Origin of the sequence: Acidovorax radicis N35 (assembly GCF_000204195.1) — a bacterium.
Taxonomy (GTDB): Bacteria; Pseudomonadota; Gammaproteobacteria; order Burkholderiales; family Burkholderiaceae_C; genus Acidovorax; species Acidovorax radicis.
In genome coordinates, this window is record NZ_AFBG01000021.1 from 635,511 (window position 1) to 660,263 (window position 24,753).

The 24,753-nt window shown below is 66.5% G+C and carries 21 protein-coding genes; 9 read left to right on the forward strand and 12 right to left on the reverse strand.

Annotated elements, in window-relative coordinates:
* Positions 1–18: 18 nt before the first annotated feature.
* Together ARADN35_RS27050 and ARADN35_RS0119905 are read right to left on the reverse strand one after the other, a co-directional pair.
* Entirely contained in the window at positions 19–2,160 is a 2,142-nt protein-coding gene (locus ARADN35_RS27050; RefSeq protein ID WP_010465288.1) for an IPTL-CTERM sorting domain-containing protein, read from the reverse strand.
* 142 nt (positions 2,161–2,302) lie between these two features.
* Positions 2,303–3,361, reverse strand: coding sequence for a helix-turn-helix domain-containing protein (locus ARADN35_RS0119905; protein ID WP_010465289.1), 1,059 nt, complete (start codon positions 3,359–3,361; stop codon positions 2,303–2,305).
* Positions 3,362–3,543: 182 nt separating this feature from the next.
* Between ARADN35_RS0119905 and ARADN35_RS0119910 the strand changes: the two genes are divergently transcribed.
* Positions 3,544–4,167, forward strand: coding sequence for a TetR/AcrR family transcriptional regulator (locus ARADN35_RS0119910; protein WP_010465291.1), 624 nt, complete (start codon positions 3,544–3,546; stop codon positions 4,165–4,167).
* An 89-nt stretch (positions 4,168–4,256) separates the two neighbouring features.
* Here ARADN35_RS0119910 and ARADN35_RS0119915 read toward each other — a convergent pair whose 3' ends face one another.
* The 5 genes from ARADN35_RS0119915 to ARADN35_RS0119935 all read right to left on the reverse strand — a co-directional run bounded on the left by ARADN35_RS0119915 (position 4,257) and on the right by ARADN35_RS0119935 (position 8,259).
* Positions 4,257–5,195 carry a fasciclin domain-containing protein gene (locus ARADN35_RS0119915; RefSeq protein WP_010465293.1) on the reverse strand — a complete coding sequence of 313 codons (939 nt, stop codon included), beginning with the start codon at positions 5,193–5,195 and terminating at the stop codon, positions 4,257–4,259.
* A 58-nt stretch (positions 5,196–5,253) separates the two neighbouring features.
* Positions 5,254–5,709 (reverse strand): fasciclin domain-containing protein, encoded by a 456-nt coding sequence (locus ARADN35_RS0119920; protein ID WP_029414222.1) that lies wholly within the window; start codon positions 5,707–5,709, stop codon positions 5,254–5,256.
* 175 nt (positions 5,710–5,884) lie between these two features.
* The gene (locus ARADN35_RS0119925) at positions 5,885–6,307 is read right to left on the reverse strand and encodes a universal stress protein (protein ID WP_010465296.1); all 423 of its coding nucleotides are present in this window, start codon (positions 6,305–6,307) and stop codon (positions 5,885–5,887) included.
* 112 nt (positions 6,308–6,419) lie between these two features.
* On the reverse strand, positions 6,420–7,265 hold the full coding sequence (locus tag ARADN35_RS0119930) for a metallophosphoesterase (RefSeq protein ID WP_010465299.1): 846 nt from the start codon (positions 7,263–7,265) through the stop codon (positions 6,420–6,422).
* A 34-nt stretch (positions 7,266–7,299) separates the two neighbouring features.
* The gene (locus ARADN35_RS0119935) at positions 7,300–8,259 is read right to left on the reverse strand and encodes a LysR family transcriptional regulator (RefSeq protein ID WP_029414223.1); all 960 of its coding nucleotides are present in this window, start codon (positions 8,257–8,259) and stop codon (positions 7,300–7,302) included.
* A gap of 126 nt (positions 8,260–8,385) precedes the next feature.
* Between ARADN35_RS0119935 and ARADN35_RS0119940 the strand changes: the two genes are divergently transcribed.
* The gene (locus ARADN35_RS0119940; protein WP_010465302.1) at positions 8,386–8,826 is read left to right on the forward strand and encodes a hypothetical protein; all 441 of its coding nucleotides are present in this window, start codon (positions 8,386–8,388) and stop codon (positions 8,824–8,826) included.
* A 263-nt stretch (positions 8,827–9,089) separates the two neighbouring features.
* Here the strand turns inward: ARADN35_RS0119940 and ARADN35_RS0119945 are convergent, their stop codons facing one another.
* The 5 genes from ARADN35_RS0119945 to norR form a co-directional block, all read right to left on the reverse strand.
* Positions 9,090–10,961: a phosphoenolpyruvate carboxykinase (GTP) gene (locus tag ARADN35_RS0119945; protein ID WP_010465304.1), complete on the reverse strand. Its 1,872-nt coding sequence runs from the start codon at positions 10,959–10,961 to the stop codon at positions 9,090–9,092.
* Positions 10,962–11,262: 301 nt separating this feature from the next.
* Positions 11,263–11,973, reverse strand: a complete 711-nt coding sequence (queC, locus tag ARADN35_RS0119950) for a 7-cyano-7-deazaguanine synthase QueC (protein WP_010465306.1) — start codon at positions 11,971–11,973, stop codon at positions 11,263–11,265.
* An 82-nt stretch (positions 11,974–12,055) separates the two neighbouring features.
* Entirely contained in the window at positions 12,056–12,202 is a 147-nt protein-coding gene (locus tag ARADN35_RS28305) for a hypothetical protein (RefSeq protein WP_010465307.1), read from the reverse strand.
* A gap of 76 nt (positions 12,203–12,278) precedes the next feature.
* Positions 12,279–13,478, reverse strand: a complete 1,200-nt coding sequence (locus ARADN35_RS0119960; protein ID WP_010465309.1) for a threonine ammonia-lyase — start codon at positions 13,476–13,478, stop codon at positions 12,279–12,281.
* 114 nt (positions 13,479–13,592) lie between these two features.
* Positions 13,593–15,158, reverse strand: a complete 1,566-nt coding sequence (gene norR, locus ARADN35_RS0119965) for a nitric oxide reductase transcriptional regulator NorR (protein ID WP_010465312.1) — start codon at positions 15,156–15,158, stop codon at positions 13,593–13,595.
* Between the two features lie 238 nt (positions 15,159–15,396).
* On the opposite strand from norR, the gene ARADN35_RS0119970 reads away from it, so the two are divergent.
* The 7 genes from ARADN35_RS0119970 to yjjJ all read left to right on the forward strand — a co-directional run bounded on the left by ARADN35_RS0119970 (position 15,397) and on the right by yjjJ (position 24,743).
* Positions 15,397–17,682: a nitric-oxide reductase large subunit gene (locus ARADN35_RS0119970; protein WP_010465314.1), complete on the forward strand. Its 2,286-nt coding sequence runs from the start codon at positions 15,397–15,399 to the stop codon at positions 17,680–17,682.
* Positions 17,683–17,754: 72 nt separating this feature from the next.
* Positions 17,755–18,183 carry a hemerythrin domain-containing protein gene (locus tag ARADN35_RS0119975; RefSeq protein WP_010465317.1) on the forward strand — a complete coding sequence of 143 codons (429 nt, stop codon included), beginning with the start codon at positions 17,755–17,757 and terminating at the stop codon, positions 18,181–18,183.
* Positions 18,184–18,480: 297 nt separating this feature from the next.
* A complete protein-coding gene (locus ARADN35_RS0119980) occupies positions 18,481–20,499 on the forward strand; it encodes a ribonucleoside triphosphate reductase (RefSeq protein ID WP_010465319.1) in 2,019 nt (672 codons plus the stop codon).
* Positions 20,500–20,597: 98 nt separating this feature from the next.
* Entirely contained in the window at positions 20,598–20,810 is a 213-nt protein-coding gene (gene nrdD, locus ARADN35_RS0119990; protein ID WP_010465322.1) for an anaerobic ribonucleoside-triphosphate reductase, read from the forward strand.
* Positions 20,752–21,489 (forward strand): anaerobic ribonucleoside-triphosphate reductase activating protein, encoded by a 738-nt coding sequence (locus ARADN35_RS0119995; protein ID WP_050812555.1) that lies wholly within the window; start codon positions 20,752–20,754, stop codon positions 21,487–21,489. The genes nrdD and ARADN35_RS0119995 overlap by 59 nt, the downstream gene beginning before the upstream one ends.
* A 166-nt stretch (positions 21,490–21,655) precedes the next feature.
* Positions 21,656–23,305 carry an indolepyruvate/phenylpyruvate decarboxylase gene (ipdC, locus tag ARADN35_RS0120000; protein ID WP_010465325.1) on the forward strand — a complete coding sequence of 550 codons (1,650 nt, stop codon included), beginning with the start codon at positions 21,656–21,658 and terminating at the stop codon, positions 23,303–23,305.
* Positions 23,306–23,390: 85 nt separating this feature from the next.
* Positions 23,391–24,743 (forward strand): type II toxin-antitoxin system HipA family toxin YjjJ, encoded by a 1,353-nt coding sequence (yjjJ, locus tag ARADN35_RS0120005; protein ID WP_029414225.1) that lies wholly within the window; start codon positions 23,391–23,393, stop codon positions 24,741–24,743.
* Positions 24,744–24,753: the final 10 nt, after the last annotated feature.

Here is a 24,753-nt window from a genome sequence, read left to right on the forward strand (position 1 = left end):
TTTTAAAAGGGTGAATAGCTATTGTTTTGAGAGTGACTGGCGAGTCCCGCGAAGATGACCCAGTGCCGGAAAGCACAAGGCCAGCAGTGCGATCGCCCAGGGGCTGAGCGCAGGGACGGGCACGGCGGAAGCCGGGCCACCGCCATTGCCGCCACCTGCCGGCGCCGCCAGCAGCACGGGCAGGCCGGGGTCGGTGATCTGGCCGGACACGTCGTCGCTATCGCCCAGGCCACCGTCGGTCAATGTCAAGGTCACGCTGCGCCGGTCGGCCGCGAACAGGGCCGCGCTGGGGGCGAGCGTGTACCAATGGGGCTGGGCGCAGGTGGTGCCCGAGCACTGCAAACCTTCTGGGCTGGGGCCGTGCTTGAGATAGACCGCGCCCAGCGGCACGGGGGTGCTGTAGTGCACCGTCAGGCGGGCGCTGGAGCCTGCCGCGCCGCCGGTCAGCCGGAGGTGCAGGGGCCAGTGGCTTGTGCTGGCACCCGGGGGCAGCGGCGCGGGAAGGGTGTGCTGGAAACTGGCGGTCTCGAGTGTCCAGCCGTTGTTGACGGCAGCTTCCGGCAGGTCGAGCGTTGCGCGGCCCCCCGTGCCCCCGGCCGCGGCCCAGGGGGCCGTGCAGCGCGGCGCGTCGGCTCCACCGTTCAGTCCTGCGCAGGTCCAGGAAAACTCACCCTGGACAGAGGCCACGCTGCTGGCCTGGCCTGCGCTGCACAGGCTGGCACCGGCGGGTGGGGTCGGGCGCGCTTGCCCCGTCGCCGTGCCGCAGGCGCCGCGCACGGCCAGATCCGCAAACACCACGCCCGAGGCCAGTGTGGCCGTACCGCCCGGCGCACTCACCTCCACCGCGGCAGGCCCGGTCGCGTGTGGTGGGGTGATGGCCGTGATGCGGGAGTCGCTCTCCACGGTGAATGCCCGGGCGGCCACACCGCCCAGCACCACCGCCGTGGCATCGGCGAATCCCGATCCGGAGAGGACGAGTGTGGTGCCACCCGCTGCATTCGCCGTGGCCGGTGTCACGCCGGTGAGCGTGGGCGCAGCGACGAATTCGAAGCCGAAAGGGCTGTCGGCCCCGCCATAGGGAGTGGTGACGTCGATGGTCACGAATCCCGGGGACGCCACGGCGGGGGTGGTGGCGGTGATCCGGGTGGGGCTGTCCACCGTGAAGCTGGCCGCTGGAAAGCCACCAAAGCGCAGGGACGACGCACCGGCCAGGTTGGTGCCCGTGAGGACCACCTGCGTGCCCACCGCAGCGGACACCCGCGCGGGTGAAGCGCTGGTGAGGGTGGGGCGCAGCTCGGGCGGCACCACATACGTGAAGTACCCGATAGGGTGCACCATGCCGCCGCCGTCGGGTGTGAAGACTTCGAACATCACCAACGTTCCCAGAGGCTGCGGGGGCGCAATGGCCGTGATCTGCGTGTCGCTGTCCACGGTGAAGCTGGCAGCCGCAACGTTCCCGAAATGCACGCTGGTAGCCCCGGTGAACCCGCCGCCAGCCAGGGTGACCGCCGTGCCGCCGAACATGCTCCCCTCGTTGGGGCTCACGCCGGTGATGGTGGGCTGAGGGATGAACTCGAAGAAGGTGCCGAAGCTGCCGTCCGCAATGCCATAGGCGGTGGTGAGCTCCGTCGAAACCATCCCCGCCGGAGAGGCCGGCGTGGTGGCGGTGACCTGCGTATCGCTGACCACGGTGAACCCTGCCGCCACATTGCCAAAGCGCACCTGGTGGGTGTTGGCCAGGTTGGTGCCCGTGAACGTGACCGTGGTGCCACCGCTGGCTGGGCCCCGCGCTGGCGAGATGTGGGTTACGGTGGGGCGCAGTTCGGGCGGCACCACGTAGGTGAAGTAGCCGATCGGGTGCACCATGCCGCCCGTGGGTGTGACGATATCGAACATCACCGAGGTCCCGGGTGGCTGGGCGGGTGCGATGGCCGTGATCTGCGCGTCGCTGTCCACGGTGAAGCGGGTGGCTCGGATGTTTCCGAAATACACGCCCATAGCCCCTGGGAAGCCGCTGCCGGCCAGCGTGACGGCCGTCCCGCCGTACATGGTGCCCTCGGTAGGGCTCAGGCCGGTGATGGTGGGCGGGCTACCGGCGGATGCAAGGCAGCACAGCATGGCCGCCAGCAGGGCGGCGGCGAGGCGGCGGGCAAAGGACATGGTGTGGCGCGCAAGGGGGCAGAGAACAGACTGCGGCGCATCCTAGGCGGGGCCAGCGCGCTGGCTTGACTGTGTGTTTCGACGTTTTTGACTGGCCGTCCTGAAGAACGACCAGGGGGCTTAAGCGTTGCGAGTGGGGCGGCTACACCTGCAGCGCGCGTACCCAGTCGGCATATTCGGCGGTCGGGCGCATGGCATCGCCCGCCGCGAATGCCCCCGCGCGGTTGGCTGTGCCCCGGGCGGTGGCGCGCACATCGCTGGGCGTGAGGCCAAAGGCCGCGCGAAAGGCGCGGCTGAAATGCGCCTCGCTGGTGAAGCCGGAGCGCGTGGCGATCTCGCCCACCCGCAGCCGGCGGTTGGCCGGGTTGGCCAGGGCGTGGAACGCCCGGACCAGGCGCTGCTGTTGCACGTAGTGCGCCACGCCGCCCAGCGGCTCGAACAGGCGGTACAGCATGCTGCGTGAAATGCCAAACGTGCGGCACAGCAGCTCGGGGCTGAGCGGTGTGCCCAGGCTCTGCGCGATGTATTGCTGGATGCGTTCGAGCGTGACACCCTGGATTTGCGGCTGCGCCTGGGCCAGCGTGTCCCGGCTTGGCCGCAGGCAGGCGGCCAGCATCTGCGTGGTGGCCTGCACCACGGCCGGTGCTTCCGGGAGCGTGACAGCAGGCAAGCGCCGGTGCAGCGACTGCAGGTAGTCGCTGAGCAGCCCGCCCAGCGCCGTGTGGCCGCGCAAGACGGTACCGTGCAGATCGGCCGATGGGCTGCAGAAGGCCTCGTCGGCGATCTCGCGGGGCACGACGATGGACAGCACATGCGAGGGGTTGGCATAGGTGCGCTGCGTGCGGCCGAGATCAAAGACGGTGATGTCCCCCGCCCGCACCTGCATGTCCACGCCGTTGTCGTGCTGGCCCACGAAACCCCCGCTGCGGTACCACTGCACCAGGTAGTGGTTGACGCCGTCGCGCGCCACGCGTGGCGCACCGCGTGAGAATTGCTGCCGGCCGAAGTGCAGATCGCCCACCAGCAGCGCGCCCAGATGGCACGCGGTCACGGATGCGCTGAAGCTTTCCAGCGGATCGCGGTCCAAAGGGGCGACGTCGAAGACCACCGAAATGCTGCTGCGCCAGGCCTCGAAGCGCTCTTCCCCGGAGCCTTGGTCAGTGGTGAAAACAGTCGACGGCAGAGCGAGGGGCACGGGCATGGCGGCGCGATTATGGCGGCCGATGGGGGTGGGCACCAGGACAAGAGTGCCATCGTGCCCCCGAAAAGACCATGAACAGGTTCTTCGCCTGCAAAGCGGCGGCACGATTCATGCTGGGGAAAACGTGAACGACGTAGTTGCATTGCAACTTACTCATTTATTTTTTTACTGCAATGTATAAAATGGAAGACATGCAAACGCCGCAACCCAAAGTTTCGTTCAAAGAGCAGATGCACCAGGCGCGCGAGGATGCCATCCTCCAGTCCACCTGCCAGCTCCTGGGCGAAAAGGCTTTCGATGCCATGACCATGGACGACGTGGCCAACGCCGTGGGCATTGCCAAGGCCAGCCTGTACAAGCACTTTTGCAGCAAGGAAGAGCTGTGCAGCGCCGCCATGGTGCAGATTCTGGGTCGCGTGCAGGCCTACCTCGCGGATCTGCCCGCTGAAATGCCCCCGCTCGAAAAGCTCCATGCGCTGGTGCGCTGGTCGCTGGAGCGCCTGCTGAGCAACGAGATGCCGCTGCTGCCCAGCCGCAACTCGACTTTGCGCGCGGTGCTAATGGCCAACAAGGACTATCTCAACGGCCTGGTGACGGTGAGCGACCAGATCGGTGAGTGGATCACCCAGGCCCAGGCCCAGGGCGTGATCAGCCCGACTCTGCCGCCGCTGGTGGTGCTCTATACGCTGTATGCGCGCGCCTGTGACCCGGTCGTGAGCTTTCTCAAGGAAGGTGGCCAGTATTCTGACGCGGAGATCGTGGATCTGGTGGTGCGCACCTGTTTTGACGGGTTGGCGGCGCGGTAGTCGCACCTCCCTCCTTGCGTTTCGCACGCATCTAAAAAAAGAAAGCCCGGCATGCCGGGCTTTCTTGCGTGCGGTTCACCCCACCGGGCTTATTTGGGCAGGATCACCTTGTCCACGGCGTGAACCACACCGTTGCTGGTGAACACATCGGCCATGGTGATGTTGCTGGTGCGCATGTTCTGGTCGGTGATCACGAGGCTCGCGTTCACCGTGAAGGTCTGCCCCTGAACCGTGGCGATGGCGGTGTTGACGGGCACCTCGGCCTTGAGCACGCGCGCGGGCACCACGTGGTAGGTGAGCACCTTGGTCAGCAGGGCGGTATCAGCCAGCAGCGCTGCCTTGGTCACCCCCAACTCGGCCAGCAGCGCTGCAAACGCGGCGTTGGTGGGCGCAAACACCGTGAACGGGCCAGCGCCCTGCAAGGTGCCTGCCAAGCCCGCAGCCACCACCGCTTCCACCAGGATGCTGAAGTCCGGCAGCGCTGATGCAGTGGCGACGATGTCCTTGTTGGCTGGCAGCAGCACCCGGTCCACCAGATGCACCACGCCGTTGCTGGCCTGGATGTCGGTGGCCGTGATGGTGGTGACGCGGTTGCGACCATCGGTGATCTTGAGCCCATTGGCCGATTCGATCTTGAAGAAACCACCTGCGACGGGCGTGATCGCCTTGCCCAGGGGGACGTCCGCACGCGCGACCTTGCTGCCGAGCACGTGGTAGGTCAGCACCGCCGTCAGCAGGGGCTTGTCGGCCAGCAGGGCCTCCTTGGTCACGCCCAGCTCGCTGAGCAACGCTGCAAAGGCTGCATTGGTCGGGGCGAAAACCGTAAGCATGCCTGTGCTCAAGGTGGGCGCCAGACCTGCAGCCACCACAGCTTCCACGAGGATGCTGAGGTCGGGGTTGTTCTGGGCGACTTCGACGATATTGCGCTGGGGCTCGTCGTCGCCGCCGCCACAGGCCTGCAGCAGGGTGGTGCCGGCGCCCAGGGCTGCGGCCAACAAAACGGTACGGCGGTTGAATGCGGTGTGCATGGCGGCTTCTCCTCGCTATGGGATGGTGGGTGGGTGAAAAGAGCGTTGTTCCGCTGGATTACTTGGGCATCAGTACGGTGTCGATGGCGTGGATCACGCCATTGCTCGCAGCCACGTCGGTCGCGATGACCTTGGACTGGTCCACCATCACACCCATGCCGGTGGTGACGGTGATCTCCTGGCCCTGCACGGTCTTGACCTTTCCGGCCTTGACGTCCTTGGCCATCACCTTGCCGGGCACCACGTGGTAGGTCAGGACCTTGGTCAGTGCGGCCTTGTCGGCCAGCAGGCCGTCCAGGGTGGCCTTGGGAATCTTGGCGAACGCCTCGTCAGTGGGCGCGAACACCGTGAACGGGCCGGGGCCCTTGAGGGTGTCCACCAGGCCTGCCGCTTGCACGGCCGCCACCAGGGTCTTGAAGTTGCCCGCCTTCACGGCGGTATCCACGATGTCCTGGGCCATTACGTTGAAAGCGGCTCCTGCAGTCAGGGCCAATGCAATTAGGGTTTTTTTCATGGGTCGGTTCCTCGGTTTCGATGGAAATGACACGCCAGGATGGGCGCAGCGGGAATGTATAACCAATTGGTTCCAAAGTAAACCAATTGGTTATTATGAAAACCAATTGGTATTGTTTGGGCGAAAAAAAGCCCTGCCTGAGCAGGGCTGGGGCCTTCGGGCCGGGGTGTCCGGGTTAGCGAACGATCAGCAGGGGGACCTTGCAGTGGGCAAGCACCTGGGTGGTGACAGAGCCCATGACCAGGGTTGCCAGGGCGCCATGGCCATGGGAGCCCATCACCAGCAGGTCGAACTTGCCGCTGTCTGCCACCTTGGCGATGTTTTCGCCCACGCTGCCGATCTTGACGCTGCGCTTGGCTTCCACGCCATGGCGCGCGAGGAATTTGCACACGGGGGCGAGGATTTTCTCCGCCTCTTCAGCGTGGTAGCTGTCCACCACTTCCTTGCCCAGAGCGGCGCGTGCGCGTGTTGGCAGGGGAGCCTGCACGGTGAGCGCGGTGTACTGGTGATTGCCACCGAGCAACTCTTCGTGGGTGGCCAGATAGGCCAGCATTTTTTTGGTGTAAGCGCTGCCATCGACAGCAAGCAGGATGTTCATGAGGTTCTCCGAGAAGGTATGGGCCAGACTACCGTGCGCGGACTTCTGTTGTCTTGACCTGGGTCATGCTTTTTTCTTCTGCGCTGCGGGGCGGCAGAGCCCCGTGTCCTGATCATACGGTGATGCAGCATTGCGCCTGGAAAGCCGCCTGCTCTCCCTTGCGCGCATACCCCAGGGGATTGGCCACCACACGGCACTGCCAAGGGCTGCCATCGGCACGCAAGCCCTGCGCCCTGTAGTCGCTCGGTGCGTGAAGGTGGCCGTGCAGCCACAGCTGCGCGTGGGGCAGTAAACCATCCAGGGCATTGCAGAACCCCGCCGTACCGGGCACCAGCCCGTAGCGGGGATCGGCGCTGCGCAGGCTGGGCGCAAAGTGGGTGACAGCCACTGTGGGCCCGTCAAAAGGCGTTGCAAGTGCTTCAGCCAGCCATTGCTGGCAGACCAGTGCGTGGTCGCGCATGGCTTCGGCCAGAAAAGGCGCTGCATGGCGGGTGCCGCCCGTCTTGCGCAGGTAGAAATTGGCCGCGCGAAAGGCTTTGTCGCGCAGTTTCAGCCGCCTTCCAAGGTCGGTGCATCCCTCGTGGTCCGCGAGGGCGTCGAAATCGCTCCAGAGCGTGGTTCCGATGAAGCGAACCCCCTGAAGCTCGACGGTTTCGCGCTCCAGCCAGGTGATTCCCAGGCGATCGCAGGTGCTGCGAAGTCGATGGTGGGCCGCATCGAAATCCTGCGCATCGTATTCGTGGTTGCCAGGGACAAAAAGCACGGGGGTGGGCCAGCCAGCTCCCTGGGGCAACGGCGAAAACCGGGCCAGGCCAAAGTCCTCGTCGCCCAGTTGCGAGCCTTCCTGGTAGGAGCCCACATCGCCGGCAAGCACCAGCACATCGGCGCCGGGCGCCGGTTCGGGGATGAAGTGGGGGTGCGCCTCAAGGTGCAGGTCGGACAAAAGCTGGATGTTCATGCTGGGCGCAGTCTACGGGTTCAGCCTCTCCGCCTCACTGTTCGGGGAAAGTCCGGCGCGCCGAGCGTGCCAGGGCTTGCAGCAGCCAGGTCATCGCGGCCTGCTGCGGGCCACGGCGGCGCCAGAGTGCGTCCACGTGGACCGCCGGCACGTCCAGCGGCAGGGCCCGCTGCACCAGGGCATCGGCGATCCCGGTGACGGGCACAAAGTGGCGCGGTAGCACCGTCAACAGGTCCGAGCCCGACACCACGCGCCCGGCGGTGAAGAACTGGTTGACCGTGATCACCACCTTGCGCTCGCGGCCCAGGGACGCCAGGGCCTCGTCGATGAAACCAAAGGGGCGCCCCGAGAAGCTCACGAGCATGTGGCGCGCGGCGCAATAGGTGTCCAGGGTCAGGGGCGCATCGGCCAGGGGATGGCCTTGCCGCATCACGCACACGTACTCGCCGTCGTACAGGCGGCGGCTTTCAAAGGCCACGGCCCCCCCCGATTGCGCGCGGGCGGTCAGGTCGGCCAGCACGGCGGGGAAGTAGCCCACCGCCATGTCCGCCGCCTCCTCGTCCAGCAGGCGGCGGGGGTCGCGCGTGGTCAGGGGCAATACGCGGATAGACACGCCGGGCGCCTCGCGCTCGATGATTTCGACCAGGGCCGGAACCAGGGTGGCTGCCGTGGCATCGGCCATGGCCAGCACAAAGGTGGATTCGGCCGTACCAGGTTCAAAGTGTCCGGGCGCCAGGGATTCCTGCAGGTGGGCCAGCGCCTCGCGCACAGGGGGCCACAGGGCCAGCGCGCGCGGAGTGGGCTCCACGCCCTGGCCGCTGCGCACCACCAGCTCATCTCCCAGCACATCGCGCAGGCGCCGCATCGCGTTGCTCACGGCGGGCTGGGTGATGGACAGCTTGTGCGCTGCGCGTGTGAGGCTGCGCTCGGCCATGACCTCGTCGAAAACACGCAGCAGGTTCAAGTCCAAAGAGCGGAAGTTCAAGGGAGTCATGGTCAATTCATCACCGATATGAATATCAATGATTCAAAATATAAACTTGAACATGCAAAGGGTAAACCCTAATATCACCCCATCGCCCGGCAATCTCGCCACAAGCGTTAGAAAAGGGAAACCGAAATGACCAGCTTTGCACACGTTGAGTACCCCACCGAACACCCCGGCGTTGTCCGCGCCGAAAACGCCGCCGCCGCCCTCAAGCGCGTAGCCGCCAATTTTGACGGTGCCCGTGGCGCCGCCACCCTTCTGCTGGCGGCCGTCGTTTCGGCATTGCTGGTGGTGGCCAACCAGGTCATCGACACCTGGAGCGAAGGCCATCTGCTGGCGGCCTGGATGGTGCTGTGGCTGGTAGCCTTTGCGGCCCTGGCTCTGCTGACCGCCCCCGCCCGCCGCGCCGGTGCCGTACTGCGTGTGGGTGCCCACACCTGGGCTGAAAGCCGCCGCCGCGCTGCGGAAGACGAACGCACCTGGCAAGTGGCCGTGAAGGATCCCCGCATCATGGCCGAACTGAACCACGCCATGGGCATTGCCACCGTGCAAGACATCCGCAAGTACTACTGAGATGGCGCCGCACGGCCTGCCGTGCAATGACCCTGATTCTTGAAGCCGTGGCGAGTGTTCGCCACGGCTTTTTTCATTGCCAGGCCGTCATGGGACGGAAAACGAGGCCTCCAGGGGCATGTGCCATGCGGCACAGGGGCGTAAGGGCTGTTCTTCATGGCCACGCGGGGCGGACCACCCTGATCCAGTATTCGTCTCCATCAGCGCAAAAAAACGCCCCTCTTTCAGAAGGGGCGGTTGTCAGGACTGAGAAGAACCGGGGGTCAGCTTGCCAGGCGCTTTTCCAGCGCAGCCTTGGTGTTGAGCAAAGCCGGCGGCAGGTGGTAGGCCAGCTGTTCGAAGTGGGCATCGTGCAGCTTGAACTCCTCCGTCCAGGCCGCCTTGTCGATGCTGGTGACGGCGTCGAACTTCTGGGCGCTGAAATCCAGGCCTGCCCAGTTGATCTCGGCGTACTGGGGTGCCACGCCGAACATCGTCTCCGTGCCCTGGGCCTGGCCTTCGATGCGGTCGATCATCCACTTGAGCACGCGCATGTTGTCGCCGTAGCCAGGCCAGACGAACTTGCCGGCTTCGTCCTTGCGGAACCAGTTCACGCAGAACACCTTGGGCAGCGGCTTGCCGGTGGCGGCGATCTTGCCTTCCATGTTGAGCCAGTGCTGGAAGTAGTCGCTCATGTTGTAGCCGCAGAACGGTAGCATGGCGAAGGGGTCGCGGCGCACCACGCCCTGGGCACCGAAGGCGGCGGCGGTGGTCTCCGAGCCCATGGTCGCGGCCATGTACACGCCTTCCGTCCAGGTGCGGGCTTCCGTCACCAGCGGCACGGTGGTGGAGCGGCGGCCGCCGAAGATGAACGCATCGATGGCCACGCCATTGGCGTCGTCCCACTGGGCATCGAGTGCCGGGTTGTTGGCGGCGGCCACCGTGAAGCGCGAGTTGGGGTGGGCTGCCTTGGCGCCGGTTTCCTTGGCGATCTGGGGCGTCCAGTCTTTGCCTTGCCAGTCGATCAGGTGGTCCGGCAGCTTGCCGGTGTCCTTTTCCATGCCTTCCCACCACACGTCGCCGTCATCCGTCAGGGCCACGTTGGTGAAGATCACGTCCTTGCCCAGCGAGAGCATGCAGTTGGGGTTGGTGTGCATGTTGGTGCCGGGGGCCACGCCGAAGTAGCCAGCCTCGGGGTTGATGGCGACCATCTTGCCATCGGCGTTGGGCTTGATCCATGCGATATCGTCACCGATGGTGGTGACCTTCCAGCCCGCAAAACCAGCCTCGGGCGGCACCAGCATGGAGAAGTTGGTCTTGCCGCAGGCGCTGGGGAAGGCCGCTGCCACGTGGTACTTCTTGCCTTGGGGGTTGGTCACGCCCAGGATGAGCATGTGCTCGGCCAGCCAGCCCTGGTCGCGGCCCATGGTGGAGGCGATGCGCAGGGCCAGGCACTTCTTGCCCAGCAGCGCGTTGCCGCCGTAGCCGGAGCCGTAGGACCAGATTTCGCGGGTTTCGGGGTAATGGACGATGTACTTGACCTTGGGGTTGCAGGGCCAGCTGGTGGTGTCCTTCTCGCCGTCTGCCAGGGGGGCGCCCACGGTGTGCATGCAGGGCACGAACTCGCCTTCCACGCCCAGCACGTCGTACACGGCCTTGCCCATGCGGGTCATCAGGCGCTGGTTCACGGCCACGTAAGCGCTGTCGGTCAGCTCCACGCCGATGTGGGCGATGTGGCTGCCCAGCGGGCCCATGCTGAAGGGCACCACATACATCGTGCGGCCCTTCATGCAGCCGTCGAACAGGGGCTGCAGCGTGGCCCGCATCTGTGCGGGCGCCATCCAGTTGTTGGTGGGGCCGGCGTCTTCCTTGGTGGCCGAGCAGATGTAGGTGCGGTCTTCCACACGGGCCACGTCCGATGGGTCGGACCAGGCCAGGAAGCTGCCGGGGCGCTTGGCGGGGTTCAGTTTCTTGAAAGTGCCGGCGTCCACCAGCTGCTGGCACAGACGGTCGTACTCTTCCTTCGTGCCATCGCACCAATAGATGGTGTCAGGTTTGCACAGGGCGGCCATGTCGGCCACCCAGGCAAGCAGCCGGGCATTTTTGACGTACGACGGGGCGTTGAGATTCAGGCCCTGCATGGTGGGTGCGTTCATCGGGGAGCTTCCTAAGTTGAAAAAACGTTTTTTCAAAGGAAGCGGACCCCATGGATCGCGGCAAGGCCTGGCGCAAGTGCGGATGCTGAGCGCTGCCTTTGAAAAAACGGCTTTCGTGCTCAGTCGGCGGGCGGGAGCGTGAATCAACCCCACGGGTGGAGGCTAGTTCCACGGATTCCGCGGGTCGGCTGGGATGTCAATTTTATGAATCTGCCGCCCGCTTGTCTGTCAGACACAGGCTAAAATTATGCAAAAAAAACATGGGGTTATGCATGATGGTGCTTTGCCCCGTGCAACGGCGTCAAGTGGCGGCCGAAGCGCCCTTCCAGCGTTCGTAGCCTGCCTTGCGCAGCTCGCAGGCCGGGCAGGTGCCGCAGCCATACCCCCAGGCGTGTGGGGTGTCGCGCACGCCGTGGTAACAGGTGTGGGAGTCGTTCACGATCAGATCGACCAGCACTGGCCCACCGAGTGACCGGGCCAGTTCCCAGGTTTCGGCCTTGTCCAGCCACATGAGCGGTGTGTCGAACGTGAAACGCTGCCCCATGCCCAGCGACACGGCCACCTGCAAGGCCTTGAGGGTGTCGTCGCGGCAGTCGGGATAGCCCGAAAAATCGGTTTCGCACATGCCGCCCACCAGCGTGTGCAGGCCACGCCGGTAGCCCACGGCAGCCGCCAACTGGAAGAACAGCAGGTTGCGCCCGGGCACAAAGGTGTTGGGCAGGCCGGCGGCGGTCATCTGAATTTCGGTATCGCTGGTCAACGCCGTGTCGCTGATGTGGCCCAGCACGGCCAGATCGATCATGTGGTCCTCGCCCAGCTTTGCTGCCCAGTGCGGGAACTGCGTGCGCAGCGCCGACAGCACCGTCTGGCGCGCCTCCAGCTCCACATGGTGGCGCTGGCCGTAGTCAAAACCGATGGTTTCCACGTGGGCAAAGTTTTCCAGCGCCCAGGCCAGGCAGGTCGTGGAATCCTGGCCACCGGAAAAAAGAACGAGTGCGTGTCCGGGTCTCATGGGAATTCTCCAGGTCAAACGGTGGTGCGGGACGAAAAAAAGCCCCGCGCTGCGGGGCTGGTGGTGGCGCGGTCCGGTGTGATCAGGCCATCGTCACGGCAATGAAGGCCAGCAGGAACATCATGATGCCACCCACCACGGGCAGCACCACGGGTACCAGATGAACGACATTTTCCACGGCGTCGTTCGATGGCGTTGCAGGGGTGTGCGAGGTGTTGTGGTCGGACATGGTGGGCTCCAGATGCTTAAAACTTGCGCAATTCTAGCCGCGCCAGCCTGAGTCGGGCGCAAAACCTGGTGATAGGTCAGATCAGAACGGCCTCCATGCCCGCCGAGCGCAGCTGGCCCAGCACTTCATCCACATGCGCCTTGCCCCGGGTTTGCAGCACCAGTTCGATCTCCACGTTCTGCGCGGCCAGCATCGTGAAAGCGCGCTGGTGGTGCACCTCCTCGATGTTGGCGCCCGCATCGGCCACGGTGGCGGTGATGCGCGCCAGCACGCCCGGCACGTCGCGCGCGCTCACGGTGATGCGTGCCAGCCGACCTGAGCGCACCATGCCGCGCTCGATGATCGCCGCCAGCAGCAGCGGGTCGATGTTGCCGCCGCACAGCACCAGCCCCACGCGCTTGCCCTTGAAGCGTTCGGGGTAGCGCACCAGGGCGGCCAGCCCGGCGGCGCCTGCGCCTTCGACCAGGGTTTTTTCAATCTCCAGCAGCATCAGCACCGCTTGCTCAATGTCGCCTTCATCCACCAGTACCAGGTCGTCCACCAGGCGCTTGACGATCTCCTGCGTGATCTTGCCCGGCGTGCCCACGGCAATGCCCTCCGCGATGGTGGATGTGCCCTGCGGGTGGCTCGTTCCTTTGACGGCATTCACCATGGCGGGGAACCGCGTGGTCTGCACGCCCACGATCTCGATACCGGGCTTGAGGGCCTTGGCCGCCGTGGCCACGCCCGAGATCAGCCCGCCGCCGCCCACGGCGATCACCAGGGTGTCCAGGTCGGGCACGGCCTGCAGCATCTCCAGGCCCAGCGTGCCCTGGCCGGCGGCCACGCCCTCGTCGTCGTAGGGGTGCACAAAGGTCAGCCCCTGCGCATCGGCCAGCGCGTAGGCATGGGCGCGGGCTTCTTCCAGCGTGTCGCCATGCAGCACGACCTCGGCGCCAAAGCCGCGCGTGCGTTCCACCTTCACGCCGGGCGTGAACCGCGGCATCACGATCACGGCACGCAGGCCCAGTCGCTGCGCGTGGTACGCCACGCCCTGCGCATGGTTGCCGGCGCTCATGGCCACCACGCCGCGTGCGCGCTCTGCGTCGGTCAGCAGCGTGAGCCGGTTGCAGGCACCACGTTCCTTGAACGACGCGGTGAACTGCAGGTTCTCGAACTTGAGGAACACCTGCGCGCCCACGATTTGCGAAAGCGTTTTGGATTCAACGCACGGAGTGTCCAGCACGTGGCCTTGTAGGCGGGTGGCGGCGTCGCGGATGTCTTGGAGGGTCAGCATGGGCCGATTGTGGCGCAGCAGCGTTCGCAGTGGCCCGTTGATGTGTGATTTGGCATCAAATCAGCCCCTGGCGCTTTTCTGGAAAGCGCTAGCAGCTATTGTTTTTGAAGCTGCTTACTTGATCCCCAGCCTGCGCGCCAGCTTGTGCAGGTTGCTGGCGTCCACCTCCAGCGCACGCGCGGCCTGGGCCCAGTTGCCCTGGTGGCGGGCCAGGGCCTGCGTGATGGCGAGCCGCTGGCAGGCATCCACCGCGTCGCGCAGCGGGCCCTCGGCGATGGTGGGGGTGGGCGGGGTGGTGGCCACGGCGGGGGCGCCAGCGTCCAGGGGGGCGTGGGCCACGCTGGCAGCGTCGGCGTCCAGGTCGAGCAGTGCAGGCTCCAGCGTCACGATGTCGGCGCGGTTCACGCCCCGGCTCAGGGCCTTGAGGGCGGCGCGGCTGACCACATGCTCCAGCTCGCGGATGTTGCCGGGCCAGGGGTAGCGGCGCAGCGCGTCCTGTGCGCTGGCCGACAAGCGCAGGCTGCGCAGGCCCAGGCGCGCACGGTTCAGCTCCAGAAAGCGGCCCGCGAGCAGCAGCACATCGTTGCCCCGTTCGCGCAGCGGCGGGATGGGCACGGGGTACACCGACAGCCGGTGGTACAGGTCGGCGCGGAACGCGCCATCGCGCACCTGCTCGCGCAGGTTGCGGTTGGTGGCGGCGATCACGCGCACGTCCACGCGGCGCGGGCGGTCGGCACCCAGGCGTTGGATCTCGCCGTTCTGCAGCGTGCGCAGCAGCTTGGCCTGCACGGCCAGCGGCAGCTCGCCCACCTCGTCGAGGAACAGCGTGCCGCCCTCGGCCGCCTCGAAGCGCCCGGGCCGGTCGGCCACCGCGCCGGAGAACGCGCCGCGCACGTGGCCGAAGAGCTCGCTCTCGGCCAGCGATTCGGGCAGCGCCGCGCAGTTCACGTGCACCAGGGGCTTGGTGCGGCGCGTGGACTGGCGGTGCAGCAGGCGCGCGAACAGCTCCTTGCCCACGCCGGTCTCACCCAGCAGCAACACGGGCAGGTCCGAGCCCGCCACCACCTCCAGCTCGTGCAGCAGGCGCAGCAGGGGCTCGCTCTGGCCGACGATCTCCATGTCGCCATCGCCCGCGCGGGTGGTGCGCTCGTCGTCGGCGCTGCGGGTGTGGGGGGCGCTGCGCAGCGCCTGCACCTCGCGCTCCAGCCGCGAGATGCGCACGGCCGCCTCCACCAGCACCTTGCAGTCGGCCAGCGCAGCGCGTGCGGCCTCGCCAAAGGTGCCGGTCTGCAGTGCGTCGAGCGTCAGCACCCCCCAGGGCTGGCCGTCCACCCACAGGCTCACGCCCATGCAGTCGTGCACGGGCAGGGGCTCGCCCACCAGGGTGTCGAGCAGGCCGTCGTAGGGGTCGGGCAGGGTGCTGTCGTGGTCAAAGCAGGTCACCTCGCGCCGCGCCAGGATGGCCGCGAGCCGGGGGTGCTGGCTGACCACAAAGCGCCGGCCCAGCGCCTCCCGCACCAGGCCTTCCACGGCCACGGGGCGCAGGTGGTCTTCCTCCAGCTGCAGCAGCGCCACGGCGCCGGAATGAAAGCGCGTGCGCAGGTGGTCCACCAGCCGCTGCAGGCGCACGGCCTGGGGCAGATCGGTGGCCAGATCGGCCAGCAGGGGGCGGTGGTCCATGGTGATATTTACCTTTAATGGGTGAATTAGACCCTATATGTGGATGGTAAAAAAGACCATGACTGGTGTAAGTGGTTGATTTGATGGGCCAGAAGCTCTGGCCCAGCGCTTGCAATGTGGGCAGTGACACCGATTCACTCGTTCCGAAAAGCCATGACCACAAGACCCCGACCCCATGCCGCCAGCGCACGCTGGCGCCGCCCCTTCGTTGTTGTTCTGTTGAAGCAGGAGGCCCGCCATGGGTAACTACCGCAAGCTCTGGTTCACGCTGATCGGCGTGCTCATCGTCACCTTCAGCCTGCTGGGCTACTACGGTGCCGAGGTCTACCGCACCGCGCCGCCCATCCCCGCGAAGATCGCCACGGCAGGGGGTGAAGTGCTTTTCACCCACGACAGCATCCTCGACGGACAGACCGCGTGGCAATCGGTGGGCGGCATGCAGCTGGGTTCCATCTGGGGCCACGGCGCCTACCAGGCGCCCGACTGGACAGCCGACTGGCTGCACCGCGAGCTGCTCAACTGGCTTGACGTCGCCGCCGAGCGTGCGCACGGCAAGCCCTTTGCCGAGCTCGACGCCCCAGCCCAGGCCGTGCTGCGCGACCGCATGAAGACCGAGTACCGCACCAACACCTACAGCCCCGAGACGGGTGTGGCCACGGTGTCCTCGGTGCGGGCCGATGCGATCGCGATGACCGCGCTGTACTACGACCAGCTTTTCAGCGACGTGCCCGCGGTGCACAAGACCCGCGAGCATTTCGCCATGAAGGAGAACACCCTGCCCAGCGCCGAGCGGCGCGCGCAGATGACAGGTTTCTTCTTCTGGACGGCCTGGGCCGCCGCCACCGAGCGCCCCGGCACCACGGCCACCTACACCAACAACTGGCCGCACGAGCCACTCATAGGCAACAAGCCCACGGCCGAGAACATGGTCTGGTCGGTGATGAGCGTGGTCGTGATGATGGCGGGCGTGGGCTTCCTCGTGTGGGGCTGGTCCTTCCTGCGCAAGCACGACGAGGTGGAACCCACGCCACCCCAGCACGACCCACTCTCGCGCGTGCCGCTCACGCCGTCGCAGCGCGGGCTGGGCAAGTATTTGTTCCTCATCGTGGCGCTGTTCAGCTTCCAGGTGCTGCTGGGCGGCTTCACGGCCCACTACACGGTGGAAGGCCAGCAGTTCTACGGCATCAACGTGTCGCAGTGGTTCCCGTATTCGCTGGTGCGCACCTGGCACATCCAGAGCGCGCTGTTCTGGATCGCTACGGGCTTCCTGGCTGCCGGCCTGTTCCTCGCGCCGCTCATCAACGGCGGCAAGGATCCGGCTTACCAGAAGCTGGGCGTGGACATCCTGTTCTGGGCGCTGGTCGTGGTGGTCGTGGGCTCGTTCACGGGCAACTACCTGGCCATCGCGCAGATCATGCCGCCCGAGTGGAACTTCTGGCTGGGCCACCAGGGCTATGAATACGTGGACCTGGGCCGCCTGTGGCAGATCGGCAAGTTCACCGGCATCGCCTTCTGGCTGGTGCTCATGCTGCGCGGCATCGTGCCGGCGCTGCGCACTCCCGGCGGCGACAAGAACCTGCTGGCGCTGCTGACGGCGTCGGTGGTGGCCATCGGCCTGTTCTACGGCGCGGGCTTCTTCTACGGCGAACGCACCCACCTGTCGGTGATGGAGTACTGGCGCTGGTGGGTGGTGCACCTGTGGGTGGAGGGCTTCTTCGAAGTCTTCGCCACCACGGCGCTGGCCTTCATCTTCTCGACGCTGGGGCTCGTGTCGGTGCGCATGGCCACTACGGCCAGCCTGGCCTCGGCCTCGCTGTTCATGCTGGGTGGTGTGCCCGGCACCTTCCACCACCTGTACTTTGCAGGCACCACCACCCCGGTGATGGCGGTGGGCGCAGCCTTCAGCGCGCTCGAAGTGGTGCCGCTGGTCGTGCTGGGCCACGAGGCCTGGGAACACTGGCGCCTGCAGCACCGCACGCCCTGGATGGCCCGCCTGCGCTGGCCGCTGATGTGCTTCGTGGCCGTGGCCTTCTGGAACATGCTGGGCGCGGGTGTCTTCGGCTTCATGATCAACCCGCCCATCTCGCTGTACTACGTGCAGGGCCTGAACACCACGCCAGTGCATGCCCACGCCGCGCTGTTCGGGGTGTATGGCTTCCTGGCGCTGGGCTTCACGCTGCTGGTGCTGCGCTACATCCGGCCGCAGCTGGTGTTCAGCGAGCGGCTCATGAAGACGGGCTTCTGGTGGCTCAACGCCGGCCTGGTGCTGATGATCGCCACCAGCCTGTTCCCCATTGCCCTGTTCCAGTTCCATGCCAGCGTGAGCGAAGGCCTGTGGTACGCCCGGGGCGAAGAGTTCATGCAACAGCCCTTCATCCAGACGCTGCGCTGGGTGCGCACCTTCGGCGACGTGGTCTTCATCGTCGGCGCGCTGGCCATGGCCTGGCAGGTGGTGAGCGGTGTGTTCGGTTCGCGCGCCCCGGCCGCCACCGCAGGGGTTTACCTGGCGGAGTCCCGCCGCTGATCCGCGCCGCGCGCTGCCGCCACCACCCCCGGCGGCAGCGCGGGCCCTTCATTCATCCCACAAGGAGTGAGCATGAACCTCGACAAATTCAAGCACCAGCACACCGACATCCTGCGCAGCATCGCCACCTTGCGCGCCCTGGCCCAGGCGGGCGTGGAAGGCAATGCCCGCGCCATCGCGCAGGGCATCGTGGCCATGAGCGGCACCATCAAGCTGCACCTGGCCGTGGAAGACCAGGTGCTCTACCCTGCACTGCAGCGCGGTGGCAACCCCGAACTGGCGCGCCTGGGCCGCCAGTACCAGAGCGAGATGGCCTCGATTGCCAGCGCCTACGACGCCTTTGCGCGCCGCTGGAACACGGCCGAGAACGTGCGCCGCGATGCGCAGGGCTTTCGGGACGAGGCCAATGTGGTGCTGCGCCGGGTGTTCGAGCGCATGCAGCGCGAAGACCATGACTTCTATCCCCGCATCGAGGAGGAAGAAACCGCCGCCTGCCATTGAGCGCCAACGAGAGCACAGCCCGGCCGCAGCGGTGTGGCCCCCACGGCCCACAACCCCCAAAGAAAAACAACTCACCCTTTTCTTGCGCACCCCTGGTGCGCCAGCGTGCCATCACACGCACCCCCATCCATCGGTAGGGCCTGACGGCACCTCCCTTTCGCCGGCCTTTGTGCCGGCATTTTTTTTACCCCTGCTTACCGCCTCGATTGTGTTGGATCAAACTACCTATAGTGTTCGATGGGTATCGTGGACACCATAGGTAGTGTTTTTAATCCGTTCCATAGATTGGTCGAACCCATGGCGCCCACCCTTGTCACCTTGCCCCGCGATGTTGTGTTGCGCAGTGGCCAGCGTGTTCCTTTTGACGCCGAACGCATCCGCGCAGCGCTGGCCAGTGCGGGCCAGGCCTCGGGCGAATATGGCGCCGAAGAAGCGGCGCTGCTCACCGCGCAGGTCACCAAGGTGCTGATCCACCGCTTCCAGGGCGAAGCCCCCACGGTGGAGCAAATCCAGGACGTGGCCGAGCAGACGCTGATCGCCGCCAACCACCTGGCCACGGCGCGCGCCTACATCGTCTACCGCGAGCAGCACGCCACGCTGCGCGCGGACAGGCAGACGCTGGTCGATGTGGAAAGCTCCATCAACGAATACCTCACGCGTGCCGACTGGCGCGTGAACGCCAACGCCAACCAGGGCTATTCGCTGGGCGGGCTGATCCTGAACGTGGCAGGGAAGGTCACGGCCAACTACTGGCTGTCGCACGTCTACACGCCCGAGATCGGCGAGGCGCACCGCAATGGCGATATCCACATCCACGACCTCGACATGCTCAGCGGCTACTGCGCAGGCTGGTCGCTGCGCACACTGCTGCACGAGGGGCTCAACGGCGTGCCGGGCAAGGTGGAGGCGGGGCCGCCCAAACACATGAGTTCCGCCGTGGGACAGATCGTGAACTTCCTGGGCACGCTGCAAAACGAGTGGGCGGGCGCGCAGGCGTTCTCGTCGTTCGACACCTACATGGCGCCGTTTGTGCGCATCGATGCCATGGACTACGCCGCCGTGCGCCAGTGCATCCAGGAGCTGGTCTACAACCTCAACGTGCCCTCGCGCTGGGGCACGCAGACGCCGTTCACCAACCTCACCTTCGACTGGACCTGCCCCGAAGACCTGTGCGAGCAGGTGCCTGTGATCGCAGGCCAGGAGATGCCGTTTTGCTATGGCGACCTGCAGGTGGAGATGGACCTCATCAACCGCGCCTACATCGACGTGATGACCACGGGCGACGCCAAGGGCCGGGTGTTCACCTTCCCCATCCCCACCTACAACATCACAAAGGACTTCCCCTGGGAGAGCGAGAACGCGCAGCTGCTGTTCGACATGACAGCCAAGTACGGTCTGCCGTACTTCCAGAACTTCATCAACTCCGAGCTGGAGCCGAACATGGTGCGCTCCATGTGCTGCCGCCTGCAGCTCGATTTGCGTGAATTGCTCAAGCGCGGCAACGGCCTGTTCGGCAGCGCCGAGCAGACGGGCAGCCTGGGCGTGGTCACCATCAACTGCGCGCGGCTGGGCTACCAGCATGCCGGCGATGAAGCGGGCTTGCTCGCCGCGCTCGACCGCCTGCTGGAACTGGGCCAACAAAGCCTGGAGACCAAGCGCAAGCTCATCCAGCGCCTGATGGACCAGGGCCTGTTCCCCTACACCAAGCGGTATCTCGGCACGCTGCGCAACCACTTCAGCACGCTGGGCGTGAACGGCATCAACGAGATGGTGCGCAACTTCACAGCGGACCAGCACGACATCACCAGCGAATGGGGCCATGCGTTTGCCGTGCGCCTGCTCGACCACGTGCGCGAGCGCATGACCGCCTTCCAGGAAGAAACCGGTCACCTCTACAACCTGGAGGCCACACCCGCCGAGGGCACCACCTACCGCTTCGCGAAGGAAGACAAAAAGCGCTGGCCCGCCATCCTGCAGGCCGGCACGGAGCAGCAGCCCTACTACACCAACTCCTCGCAGCTGCCCGTGGGCTTCACCGACGACCCGTTCGAGGCCCTGATGCGGCAGGAGGCGCTGCAATCCAAATACACCGGCGGCACCGTGCTGCATCTGTACATGGGCGAGCGTTTGTCCAGCGGTGCGGCCTGCCGCGATCTGGTGCGGCGCGCGCTGACGCGCTTTCGCCTGCCCTACATCACCGTCACGCCCACGTTCTCGATCTGCCCCACCCACGGCTACCTGGCGGGCGAGCACCCGTTCTGCCCGCGCTGCGACGAAGAGCGGCTGGACGCCAAGCGGCGGCGTCTGGCCGCCTAGATTTTGAGCAAAAAGTGGCCCTGGCGCTTGATAGTCAAGCGCAAGCAGCTATCAAAAAAGAAGCGAACCATTTCCTCCACCCCCGAAAGGACCCCGGCATGAGCCATTTCTCCGCCACCGAACACATCGCCATCTCCAGCGCCGCCGCCGTGCAGCTCACCGACGACGAGCGCCAGCCCTGCGAGGTCTGGACCCGCGTCATGGGCTACCACCGCCCCGTGGCCAGCTTCAATACCGGCAAACAGGGCGAGCATGCCGAACGCCGCTTCTTCGCCGAAACGCACCGTGGCTCCAGCTGCAACGGCTGCTGAGCCCGGTGCCGCCGCCCTGCGCCTGGGCGGCCTCACGCCGCTGACCACCATCGATTTCCCCGGCCGCCTCGCGGCCGTTTTCTATTGCCAGGGTTGCCCCTGGCGCTGCGGGTATTGCCACAACCCCGGGCTGCTCGACGCCGCCGCGCCCCCGGCGTTGCCGTGGGACCAGGCGCTGCAGTTTTTGCACAGCCGCCGGGGCCTGCTCGACGGCGTGGTGTTTTCGGGCGGCGAGCCGACGCTGCAGGCCGCGCTGCCCGCTGCGGTGGATGCCGTGCGCGCACTGGGCTTGCAGACCGCGCTGCACACCGGCGGCATGTACCCCGGGCGGCTGGCGGCACTGCTGCCGCGCCTTGACTGGGTGGGGCTGGACATCAAGGCCCTGCCGCAGCGCTACGACGCCATCACCGCCACCCCCGGCAGCGGCGCGCGCGCCTGGGCCGCGCTGGACGCCATGCTGGCCCATGGCATCGACCACGAATGCCGCACTACCTGGCACGCGGGCCTGTTTGGTGTGGACGAATTGCTGGAACTGGCCCAGGCCCTGGCCGCGCGCGGGGTGCGGCATTGGGCGCTGCAGGAATGCCGCGTGCTCGGCGCCCCGGCCTGGGCGCTGGCGCCCACACACCAGCAGCAACTGGCCGCGCTGTTTTCCGGATTCACCTTGCGCCGGGTGTGAGCGTCGAGCGCAGATTTCCTGCGTTGCAAGGGCCTGCATGAAAGGAACCTGCAAATACTTCCGCTGTTGCACACGCTTTGATGCGCGTCAGAAGTGCTTTGCGCGGCCCGCGCGGATCATTCGCGCCACCACCGCACACCGGCACCACCTTGTCAGGAAATCCTCCATGAACCCCCTCGGCCTCCAGCTGCTGCACGCGCTCAAAACCCACGGCGCGCGCGAGATCTTCGGCATCCCCGGTGATTTCATCCTGCCCTTCTTCGCGCAGATCGAGGAAAGCGGCATCCTGCCGCTGGTCACGCTCAGCCACGAACCCTCGCTGGGTTTTGCCGCCGATGCCGCCGCGCGCATGCACTGCGGGCTGGGCGTGGTGGCTGTCACCTACGGCGCGGGCGCGCTCAACGTGGTCAATGCGGTGGCGGGGGCCTATGCCGAGCGCTCGCCGCTGGTGGTGCTGGCCGGCTGCCCCGGCGAGGTCGAGGCTCATTCCGGCCTGGTGCTGCACCACCAGGTGCGCCATGTCGATTCGCAGTGGCGCATCTTCCGCGAGATCACCTGCGACCAGGTGCGCCTGTCCGACCCCGCCACCGCGCCAGCCGACCTTGCCCGCGTGCTGCGCAGCTGCCGCGAATACTCGCAGCCCGTGCTCATCGAGGTGCCGCGCGACATGACGCTGCACCCCATGGCCGAGGTGCCGGTGCTGCCCCCCAGCCCGTTCAACGCGGCCGCCGTGGCCGAATGCGCCGACGAATGGATGGCCCGCATCCAGGCGGCCCGGCGCCCCGTGCTGGTGGTGGACGTGGAGGTGCGCCGCTTTGGCCTGGAAGCCCGCGTGGCCGAACTCGCGCGCCGCCTGCAGCTGCCCGTGCTCACCACCTTCATGGGCCGGGGCCTGCTGGCCGAGGACGCGGGGCATGCCGGCGTGCCCTTCCACGGCACCTACCTGGGCGTGGCGGGCGCACCGGAGACCAGCGCGCTGCTGGACGACTCCGACCTGCCCGTGATGCTGGGCGCCATCCTGTCGGACAGCAACTTCGGCGTGAGCGCCCAGCGCATGGACTTCCGCCGCGCGCTGATCGCCGCGCACCGCGAGGCGCGCGTGGGCCACCACCTGTACCCGGACATCCCCCTGGCCGCGCTGGTGGAGGCGTTGCTGGCCCGTGCCCTGGAAGCAGGCGTTGCGATGGCACGCGCGCTGCCACCCCCGCCCCTCTGCCCCGAAGGCCTGGTGGCCGACGATGCGCCCGTGTGTGCGGCCGACCTCTCCCGCGCGCTCAACGACCGCATCCGCACGCACGGCCCCATGAACATCGTCTCGGACATCGGCGACTGCCTGTTCGCCGCCATGGAGCTGCTGCCCACGCCGCTGGTGGCGCCGGGCTACTACGCGTCCATGGGGTTCGGGGTGCCGGCCGGCATTGGCGCCCAGGTGGCCACGGGCCAGCGCAGCCTGATCCTGGTGGGCGACGGCGCCTTCCAGATGACGGGTTGGGAGCTGGGCAATTGCCCGCGCCTGGGGCTGGACCCCATCGCCATCGTGCTCAACAACCAGACCTGGGAGATGATCCGCGCGTTCCAGACCACGTCGCGCTGCGCCGCGCTCGGCGACTGGCACCTGGCCGATGCCGCCGACGCGCTGGGCGGGCGCGGCCACCGGGTGCACACGCGCGCCCAGTTCAAGGCGGCGCTCGATGCCGCGTTTTCCGAACGCGGGCGCTTCCAGCTCATTGAACTGATGGTGCCGCCGGGTGACAGCACGCCCACGCTGCGGCGGTTTTCTGACGGCATCCGGGCCCTGCGGACACGGGCATCCTAGTCATTGCGAGAAGCAAAAATATCTATTCATAAATGTGCTTTTTTATAGGGGTTTGTGTGATTTTTATCTATTCATATAATCATGCATGAATCGCCCGACGCCCCACGCTGAAAACCTTTTGGCCGTCTTGCGCCGCCATGGCGGCGTGGCAACGAGTGCTGCCCTGGTGGCCGACCTGGGCGTCAGCCAGCCCACGGTGTCGCGGGCCCTCATGCCGCTGGTACGCACGGGCCAGGTCCGCAAGGTGGGCGCGGCGCGATCGCAGCGCTATCTGCTGCCGCGCTCGGTGGCGGGCGTGGGCGACGACATCCCCATCATGCGGGTGAATACCGCCGGGGTCCCCGCCCCCTTTGGCCGCATGGTGCCCCTGCCGGGTGGTGCGTTCTGGGTGGACGAAGAAGACGGTGTGAGCGAGCGCCACGACAGCCTGCCCTGGTTTCTGGCCGACATGCGGCCCCAGGGCTTCATGGGCCGCAACTTTGCGCAGCTGCACCCGGATCTGCAGTTGCCTGTGGATCCGCGCCACTGGTCCGACGACGATGTGCTGCGCGCCCTGGCGCTGCGCGGCGAGGACCTGCCAGGCAACCTGCTCGTGGGCAATGCGTCGCTGGAGCGATTTCACACCCTGGGCCAACGCCTGGTGCGCGCCACCTCGGCGGACGACTATCCCCAGCTCGCCCGCAGCGCGCTGCAAGGGCAGCTACCGGGCTCTTCGGCCGGCGGTGAGCAGCCCAAGTTCTGCTGCGTCACGCAGGGGCGCAGCGTGATCGTGAAATTCTCCAGCAGCGGGGACAGCCCGGCCGACCAGCGCACGCGCGACCTGCTGCTGTGCGAACACCTGGCCCTCAAGGTGCTGGGCCAGGCCGGCCTGCCCGCCGCAAACACGGCGGTCTTTGTGCGCGAGGGCCGGGTCTTTCTTGAATCCGAACGTTTTGACCGGTGCTCACCGTGGGTGGGCAGGCTGCATGGCCCGCCGCCCGGACGCATCGGCATGGTGTCGCTGATGGTCTACGACGCACAGTACGTGGGCGAGATGGACCACTGGGCCGCCACTGCACTGCGCATGCAGGCACGCGGCCTGCTGACCCCTGAGGATGCGCGTGCCTTGCGCCTGCTCGAGGCCTACGGCGTGCTGATTGGCAATACCGACCGGCACTACGGCAACATCTCCCTGGTGCTGGTCGAGGACGACTGGCGCCTGTCACCCGCCTACGACGTGCTGCCCATGTTGTACATGCCCATCGCGGGCGAGCTGGTGCCACAGGACCTGGCCCTGGAGAAAAAAGTGCCCACGGCGGCCACGCTCGATGTGTGGCCCGAGGCCCAGGCGCTGGCACTGGCGTTCTGGCGTGAAGCGTCCCTGGACGGGCGGATTTCGGAAGGCTTCAGGAACATCGCGCGCGCGCACGCCCACACCCTGCAGGCCCCGCGCGGGTAAGGCTGGCCGT